This window comes from Nocardia sp. CNY236 (assembly GCF_000482385.1).
Taxonomy (GTDB): Bacteria; Actinomycetota; Actinomycetes; order Mycobacteriales; family Mycobacteriaceae; genus Nocardia.
Window position 1 is genome coordinate 1 of record NZ_AXVD01000060.1, and the last position, 7,903, is coordinate 7,903.

The window sequence follows — 7,903 nt, forward strand, 5'->3', positions numbered from 1 at the left end:
GCGGGTGGTCGGCTACTTACTGCCCGCCGTCCATTCCATGCCGAATCCGTAGGCCTGATCGATCTCCTGCTGGCCACCGCGAATGTAGCGGACCTCGCGGGTGACTGTCAGTTCCCGGCCATTGCACTCCAGCATCGCGATCGCGCAGGAGATGGCCTGGTCGTCCGCTGAGCCGAGTTCGATTTCGATCTGTGGACCGGAGGTGGGGAAGAGAGTCACAACACCGTTGGCCTGCGACCAGTTCGGGACACCTTGATAGATGAAGGCGAAGATCAGGATGCGCCGGAACTTGGTGATGTCGGCGAGGTTGATGTGCAGGTTCTCTCCCGCGGTGTTGTTGCCGCTGCGGTCGTCCCCGTCGAGGTGGATGAACGGCGGCTCGTTGAGCGCACCGAACGAGTTCCCGAGTGCCTGTACTACCCCCTTGGTGCCGTCGGCCAGCTCGTACATCGCACCCAAATCCAGATCGATGCTCGGTGTCACCGTGGCCTTGAGCTTGGCGAGGAACCCTTTGTCCGGCATTGCAGCGCGCGCGGTCCAGTTGAGGTTGACCCGCATCGTGCCTTGTCTGTCACCGGACTTGGCCAGAGAAACCGAGGGTGTGGACTTGTCGAGGGTGACTTTGTCGAGGTTGATCGCCATGATTGGTTCTCCTTGTGATTGGGCAGGGCCCCACTTGTGGGAGCGGAGCGCAACAGCTCGGGTTGGTCAGGCGTTTCACCGGCACGCGCTCATGCTGCGGTGGCCGCTCCACACCCGCGGCCTGACCAGCACCATCATCTATCACGAAGTCCGCTTGGTGTGCGAATGTGGCAGGCGAATCACGGAGAACGCCGTTGAGGGTGAGGTTCCGCTCCTAATCCAGAGCGGACTATTTGTTTCCCGCGGGAACGTGGTGATGGTCGCTGGCTTCGTACTCGTCGGGTGATCGCAAGCCGAGCTTCTTCTGGGTGCCCACGTACACGATCACCTCCCAGTGACAACGGCCCTGCGTTGAGCGTAGCGAGAACTCCCCGGCCGAAATGTTCAAAAATGATCGAAGATAGTCGTTTTCGTACATGTTGTGACCCGCGGCCGGGTGCGACTCTCGAATCGTACCCGGCGGCGGGTCGATCGCTGATCCAACTACCGTCCTGTTCGGGGTGATCGGCACGGTCCCCGCCGTCGGGTGCAGTCATACTCGGATGTACTGCGCGGGGAGCCTCTTGACCACAGTGTTTCGCACCGACACCCCGAACCCGGCCCGGATCTGGAACTATTCGGTGGGCGGTAAGGACTACTACAATCGCCTCGCAGGTGATGCCTGCGGCCGGATCTATCCAGGTATCACAACGTTGGCCATGCAGACGCAGCAATTCCGTGTCCGCACAGAACGCTTCCTCGCCGAGCAGGGCCTCCGTCAGTTCCTCGACATCGGAGCCGGCCTACCCACCGCCGAGGACACGCACTACATCGCCCAAATCATTGCACCGCAGTGCAGAGTGGTCTACACAAGCTCGGATCCACAGGTGCTCACCCATGCTCGTGCACTGCTGACCAGCACAACAGGAATGGTTGACGTTGTCGATGCTGGTTGCCGCGATCCGGGCTCGATCATCGACCAGGCCTGGAGAATGCTGGATTTCAGCGAGCCGGTCGGTGTGCTGTTCATGGGCGTACTCGGGGTAGATACCGTGCTGGGGGCGGTGGTGTCGGGCAGCGTCCTGACCGCGTGGGACATCAGCAGTGACTCCAAGGATCTGAACAGGATGTGGGAGCACCACGCCAGCGAAGGCGCTGCGCGATATACACCCCCGTCCCCTCGAGCAGATCCCGATGCATTTCGACGACCTGTAGTTGATCGAACCAGGGGTGATGTCGGTGACCGAGTGGCGGCCCCGCCTGGGCCGACATCGGCGTCGTCCAGCAGATCCCCGCCTGGGGCGCGGTAGCCCCGAAGACCGTTACCTATCACCATCTTTCCCTGTAGTCGTCGAAGTTCCGGAGTTGCAATCTTGACTACACCTATATGGAGCATCAACATCAACCGGGCACCAGGAAGTCCCAGCTCACCTATCACGGAAACAGCCGGGTTGACCAGCATCTTCTACACCGCACACTGCGATCTGGGGCGAGGAATCGCCTAGACATCGGGCTGATGGCCTGAGCGTGCGGGCCGACGCGCTCGGAGGGGACACGTCGGCGCAGTGCGGGACGACGTGCCACAGATCCGTGATTGACCGAAAGGCGGGTGAGCGCTCGGGCGTCGGATCCAGCATCGTCACTGGGTGAGTCGAACACAGCCACACATGACGGTCAACAATTCGAGAACTACCACACTGCACACGAGGATGTGTATCTGAATGATGATGAACGGGCCTGGATGCGATTTCAGGCACCTGATTCTGGTATGTCATGGCCATTCGACAGCCGATGCGTGTGGCCAGATCATCGGGAGTGCACGCTGTCGTGGACTCACCAACACAGGTCACAGGCAGGTTGAATTGTTGGCCGAAGAGTTGGCTACCTGGTATGACAATTTCCCAGTGATCTACTGCACCAGGATCGGGCGGGCTGAACACACGGCGGACAAACTCGCCAGACGGTTGGGCACCGACCAGGTGCAGTACACGCTCGAGCACCCGAGCTATGGTGCAGCGGAAGGCAAACTGTGGGATGACGTTCTCTGTGGGCAGAACGGTGGACCACCGTTGAATCCATCTATTCCGTTCCCTGCTGGAGCCGCACCGTGGACGGTGACCGCGCAACGCACAGCACGCGAACTCGACGCGATCGCCGCAACGCATACAGGCGAAGCGGTAGTGGTGGTGTGTGACATTCACACCATCGTCGCCAGCATGCAGGAATTTCTCGGTGTGTCACCGCCGGCTCTGGTGGTGAACACAGGTACCACGGTCCTGTCCGGGTGTCGTTCATCTGCTACGGGGCCGGCCGATCCCACGCTGCGCTGGACACTGCTCAGCCACGACCATAGGCACTTACCACCCGATTTGGTGACCGCGCCCGGAGAAGTGTGGCAGGACAATCCCCTGATGAAGATCGACGGGATCTAGTCGCTGTAGGCCAAGTCGTGCACGCGCCGTTTCTTGTTCTGTACCTGCTGAGTAGGTTGTGATGGAGTCGACCGCACAGGGTTTGGGTGGGATGCCGCAGGCGAGTAATTGGGTCGGTGAATTCGCGATACTGCTGCCCGTGGACCGGCGCGGGTGGCGGGATTTGTGGGGTGTGGGAGATGCAGTGGCCGGTGGACTCATCCGCCTGCGGTCAAGCCCACGATTGTCGCGACCTTTTGACGAACATGCCATGCGGTTGGCTGAGGTGTATTGCCGCCACCCGCGAGGCACAGTCACGAACGCGATTGATGCGGAGATCGCAGCGCTCGTGCATGAGATTGATCATGCAGCCGTGGCCAACAGTAGGGTTGGGGTCGCGCAGGCTGGTCTTGGTGAGCTGGTGGTGCAGATCGCGCAGGCTTGGGTTGCCTATGTTCAGGCACCGCGAAGCCGCACCGCTCGCGATGCCCTGCTTGCAGCACAGTATTTCTACAATGAGCGAGTTGGGTGGGTGCTGGAATTGTGCACCCGCCGCTAGACTTCCACTGACTGGCTATCGTCGGCCCCGGAGCCGCTCCCGGTTCTGTGGACACAGGTTGAGCGTCACCTAGCAGCACGGGAATTCGTGCACGGTTTCGACGCCGCAGAGTTCCACAGTGCCGGACACCCGTGCATCGCGCCCACCATGCGTCCGGCGCTGCCAAGACTTCTGGTGCTGTCCGGCTGTTGCCCAAGGTCTCGGCTGTACCACCATGGGCATTGGTCGCGCATCATTCGCAGCGCTATGGATAGCTAGGTGTGGTATTGGATGGCGTAGTTGTGGTCGCCGTCTCCGCCCAGGCGGAGAGGATTCAGGTCGGTGGCCTCGCCACGGACCCAGTCCGCGAGCTCGCAGGGGATTTGGCGAATGCCGGTGGGCGTAGTGAGCCATGCCTGCACCTCCCAAGCCAGATCGAACAGTGCTTCGCCGTCGAGGGACTTGATGTAGAAGGAGGTGCTGCCGCCGTACCCGTGCTCGTCGTGGTGGTCCCACACGCATACGATCCACAGGCCTATCCGCTGTCTGAACCGGCCCAGGACCGTGTTCACATCATCGCAGGTGAAGTTTTTGCTCATGCTGCCGCGGAACTCGTTCAGTGCTGCGGTGAGGCTTGTGTCGAAGGTATTCAGCGCCTCCGTCAACCTGTTCACCTCTTCGTTGTAACGGTATACCATGAGCTGGAAATAGGCGATCAACTGCTCGAACAGATCGCCCGTGTCGAGACCATCGTGCGGGAACGACGGCACGGTCGGGTCATACCAGTGGTCCTCTGAGCTTTGCGGGAGACTCATGCGTGGACGGGTCTTCAGCGCGGTGAGTGTCTTGACAATCGCATGTAGTTCGTTCACCTCTGTTTTGGCCTTGTCGCGGCCGGTCTGCCAGGTCGTGCGCATCTCGTCGAGGCCATCGAGGAACACTCGGTGCTGCCTGTGGCGGGGGAGGTCGGTCATGGGTGAGTTGATCCTTTCGATGAAGTAGCTTGCCCAGGGGGCATGTTGCGGCAACGTTCGTTGCGCACCGTGCCGGCGGGCATCCACGATGTGCACTGGCGCTCATTCGAACTCGGATGGGATTCGTGCTGAATCTGTGCATTCCAAATGGGGTGGGACAGAATGTATTCATTGGCAGCAAATCCGCACGTCACCAGGTAATCGGGCGCTTTGAGCGGGTTGGTGTCAATCGCGAAGGTTTTCGGCCACGGGATCGGGGGACGGTTCGCTGATCACGTCGTCATCGTCCCAGTCGCGGCAGTAGGGACACCATGGGCGCAGGCGGTGGTGCAGCCAGACTGAGTACATGTACAGACCTGTGAGCAGGTCGGTCAGGGAGTAGACCAAGCGGGGGAATCCACTGGCTGTGGCTACTAGGAGGGTGCCGGTCATGATCGCCAGCAGTATCAATATCCTTTTGATGCCTCGTATTTGATGGTTGATCCACAAGAGCAGGCGCCAGCGTTCGGCTCTGGTGCCTGGGTCGGTGGGGACCTCACTCATACAACGCACACACAGCTGCGCGCGTTGGTTGTGCATGAAGCCGACAATGCATGCTAAGAAGGCGAGCGTGCCTCCTACATGGATGCTCCAGTGCTCGAGTCCGACGTGGGGCAGGCCTCGCACCGCAATCATGATCACGATGCTGTGGGGCATCCAATGTGCGGTGGCGGTTGAAATTCGGCTGATCGCCGAGTCGTCGTTGGAAGGGGACATCTAGGCTCCTTTGATCGCCGCGGATGAGATCTCGATGAGAGCGAAGGTCGCGGCATGCCTGGCGTCGGTTGCAGATCGGGGACAGGCGGCGATGTTCGAGGTGCCGGCGCGTCGATGAGAGGTGTGGGTGCGGTCATGGCGCGCAAGGCATTGTCGGCGCTACAGTGCTGGTCGATCGGTGATCGTGTACGCATCATCAATCTGGAGCACACGGCACCAACCGTTGAGTTCGTGCGTGGTGCTGAGTATGAGGGTGGTGCCACGCCGGGGTTCGGAGTTGGCGATGGCTTCTGCTCGCTCAGCGGACGAGCAGAAGCCATCGTGGTGGCAGGGTGTCAGATGCGGCGGACTCGGCGAGCGGCTACCGGCGTGGGATCACTGCTCCTCGGATGGGTTTGGGAGCGCCGCGGTCGTGGACAATCCGATCGGCCGATGGTTTCGGCGGCGGGTGTTGGGAGCGGAGATGTCGACATCGACGAGCCAATGTGTCCCGCTCCCTTTTGTCGCTATCGCCGCCGGCGCTGGCTGCCAGGTTGGTCGCCAACCTGGCAGAGTTGCCTTCTCAGAATGGAACGACCTTTGAGGTTCTGATTGTGTCCTAGTCGTGTAGCCGCCCGTGGGGTGCCGGGTAGCTTCACCCTTGAGCGCTGTCGCCGGCTGTCTTTGGTTGACGTGCGGAGGTGGGTCGTCCGCGGCAGATCCCACTTGCCAGGGGTGGACAGCGGTCTGTTGCTCGGGTCGTCATTGGCATCGATCAGCACAAGAGCATCCACACGGCCACCGCGGTGGACCCGGCCCACAACGCTGTTCTCGCTTCACTGTTGCGGTGGGGGTGGATGCCGACGAGCCTTTGGCTCTCGCGTCCAGCGCATTCAGGCGTTTTCGGTGCGTACACCCTTGACGGAGCCCGTCCGCCAATGCGTGCTCGAGGTCTTCGATGTCTGCGTACGCCTCGGCCATTTGCGCTAGGCGCTGGCCTCTTGTGCCGTATAGGGCTCGATAGCTGTCTTTGACAACTTGGCAGGCGTCGGCCCACAGCCGCACCGGATGCCCCATCGTGTAGATCTCGGCTAGGAATAGCGAGAGCCGCTCAAAGCTCATCACTTCTTGTATCTGTTTTTTCAACTTCCGGGTGCTGGCGGAGACGGCTTGGGGTGTTGGCTGCCGCCCTTCTGCAGCGAGTCTGCGAATGACGCCGACGAAGATCTTGATCCTCTCGTCCACGAAATCGTCATCTTTGACCAGGGCGAGTACTTCGGCGGCTTGGTCAGCGGAGGCGTTGAGTAGTGCGGCAAGCAGATGAGATTCCGGGTTGGACATCATCATTGCACGGGCTAGATCAGGAGTGTTGCTGACTGTGTGCCAAACCTCTCGTTCCCGAGCGATTTCCTTGGGCGTGGAGGGCGATGGTGGACCGGGGCCCCTGCCTGCGGGGTCGTTGCTATGAGTATGCAATTCTCTACCTTCCGCAGCCGAATTGGCGAAGCGTGGCCGCCCGGTGGGCGATTCCTCCAGTGTGCTTTCGCGACTTCTTCGAATGTATCGATGATTCTGACTGGTTGCCATGACCGTATGCTCCGTTCTTCCGAAGGTATGGTCGGGTGCGCGATCTGCTGGGTTCGCCTTTTGTTGGCTGGGTCGCGTGCTCGGGTGAGCCAGGCCGGGGGATGAGAGGATTCGTGCAGTGTGCTGGCCACGGGCGCCGAGGTGTCACGCGGCCAGCAGTGGCGGATTGTTGGTCGAATTCCGTGCTTCGGTGTACATCTGGGCTGTTCTGTGATGCCTGTCGAGGACGCCTGGTTGTCGGCTGTCTCATACTTTGAGCACAGCGCCGACTCAGGTGTTGTCGCCTACAGACGATCAGGCGCAGGACTTGCCTACCGAGCCCGACGGGAGGGCATGCCGTCGACGTGGCTCGGTTCTCGGCTGGGACTGATGAGAGGCACATCGATCAGGGCATGGAAGATCCTCAGGCGATGATCACCACGCGCGGGTGTTCGGCGCAGATCGTGAATGCAGCCTGGTGCGGCCGAAGAATCGGTGGGTGGCCTCAGGGATCGAGCAGACCGGTGCTGTCTCCTTGCTCGGGTCACGTTGTGAACCGTCTCGTGCTGATCTGTCTGGTCTTCGATCAGGTAGTTGTAGCGCACAGCAACGAGGTCTGTGTGTCTCCCACTCAGCCGGCTGGATCACCGAGTTCTCACCTTTGGAGGATGGACCGGACCCGTTCTCCGAACGCCGGTATCAGATTCGCACGTGAATCCTGAGCCCGCTGTCGCATCCGGCTGAATACTGACCCTCTGGTTCCGGGTGAATATTGACCCACCCGTGAACGATCATGAGGTGTTGAACGTGGAGGACTGGGCGGAGATCCGCCGGTTGCATCGCTCGGAGGGTATGGCGATCCGGGCGATAGCTCGCCGGTTGAAGATCTCGAAGAACACGGTGAAGAAGGCGCTGGCGGCGCATGAGCCGCCGCGATATCGGCGCAAGCCGAAGGGTTCGGTGGTCGATGAGTTCGAGCCGGCGATCCGGGAGTTGCTGGCGGAGTTTCCCGATATGCCGACGACGGTGATCATGGAGCGGGTCGGCTGGCAACGGGG

The 7,903-nt window shown here is 60.9% G+C and carries 8 protein-coding genes; 4 read left to right on the plus strand and 4 right to left on the minus strand.

Annotated features, from left to right (window positions below):
* Window positions 1-12: 12 nt before the first annotated feature.
* Complete coding sequence (locus tag K940_RS0121060) at window positions 13-642, minus strand: Tellurium resistance (protein WP_028479099.1); 630 nt, start codon at window positions 640-642, stop codon at window positions 13-15.
* Window positions 643-1,214: 572 nt separating this feature from the next.
* Here K940_RS0121060 and K940_RS29725 point away from each other — a divergent pair.
* From K940_RS29725 to K940_RS0121080, 3 genes are all read left to right on the plus strand, one after another.
* A complete protein-coding gene (locus K940_RS29725; RefSeq protein WP_231390466.1) occupies window positions 1,215-1,931 on the plus strand; it encodes an SAM-dependent methyltransferase in 717 nt (238 codons plus the stop codon).
* 417 nt (window positions 1,932-2,348) lie between these two features.
* Complete coding sequence (locus K940_RS0121075) at window positions 2,349-3,053, plus strand: histidine phosphatase family protein (protein ID WP_231390467.1); 705 nt, start codon at window positions 2,349-2,351, stop codon at window positions 3,051-3,053.
* Between the two features lie 58 nt (window positions 3,054-3,111).
* A complete protein-coding gene (locus K940_RS0121080; RefSeq protein ID WP_231390465.1) occupies window positions 3,112-3,591 on the plus strand; it encodes a hypothetical protein in 480 nt (159 codons plus the stop codon).
* A 254-nt stretch (window positions 3,592-3,845) separates the two neighbouring features.
* Here the strand turns inward: K940_RS0121080 and K940_RS0121085 are convergent, their stop codons facing one another.
* The 3 genes from K940_RS0121085 to K940_RS0121105 all read right to left on the minus strand — a co-directional run bounded on the left by K940_RS0121085 (window position 3,846) and on the right by K940_RS0121105 (window position 6,626).
* Entirely contained in the window at window positions 3,846-4,640 is a 795-nt protein-coding gene (locus K940_RS0121085; RefSeq protein ID WP_155981042.1) for a hypothetical protein, read from the minus strand.
* 129 nt (window positions 4,641-4,769) lie between these two features.
* Window positions 4,770-5,300 carry a hypothetical protein gene (locus K940_RS31105; RefSeq protein ID WP_051407435.1) on the minus strand — a complete coding sequence of 177 codons (531 nt, stop codon included), beginning with the start codon at window positions 5,298-5,300 and terminating at the stop codon, window positions 4,770-4,772.
* A gap of 741 nt (window positions 5,301-6,041) precedes the next feature.
* On the minus strand, window positions 6,042-6,626 hold the full coding sequence (locus tag K940_RS0121105; protein WP_028479104.1) for a DnaB-like helicase N-terminal domain-containing protein: 585 nt from the start codon (window positions 6,624-6,626) through the stop codon (window positions 6,042-6,044).
* 1,017 nt (window positions 6,627-7,643) lie between these two features.
* On the opposite strand from K940_RS0121105, the gene K940_RS0121110 reads away from it, so the two are divergent.
* Window positions 7,644-7,903 (plus strand): helix-turn-helix domain-containing protein (locus K940_RS0121110; RefSeq protein WP_028478551.1); only part of this gene is annotated, 260 nt, incomplete at its 3' end.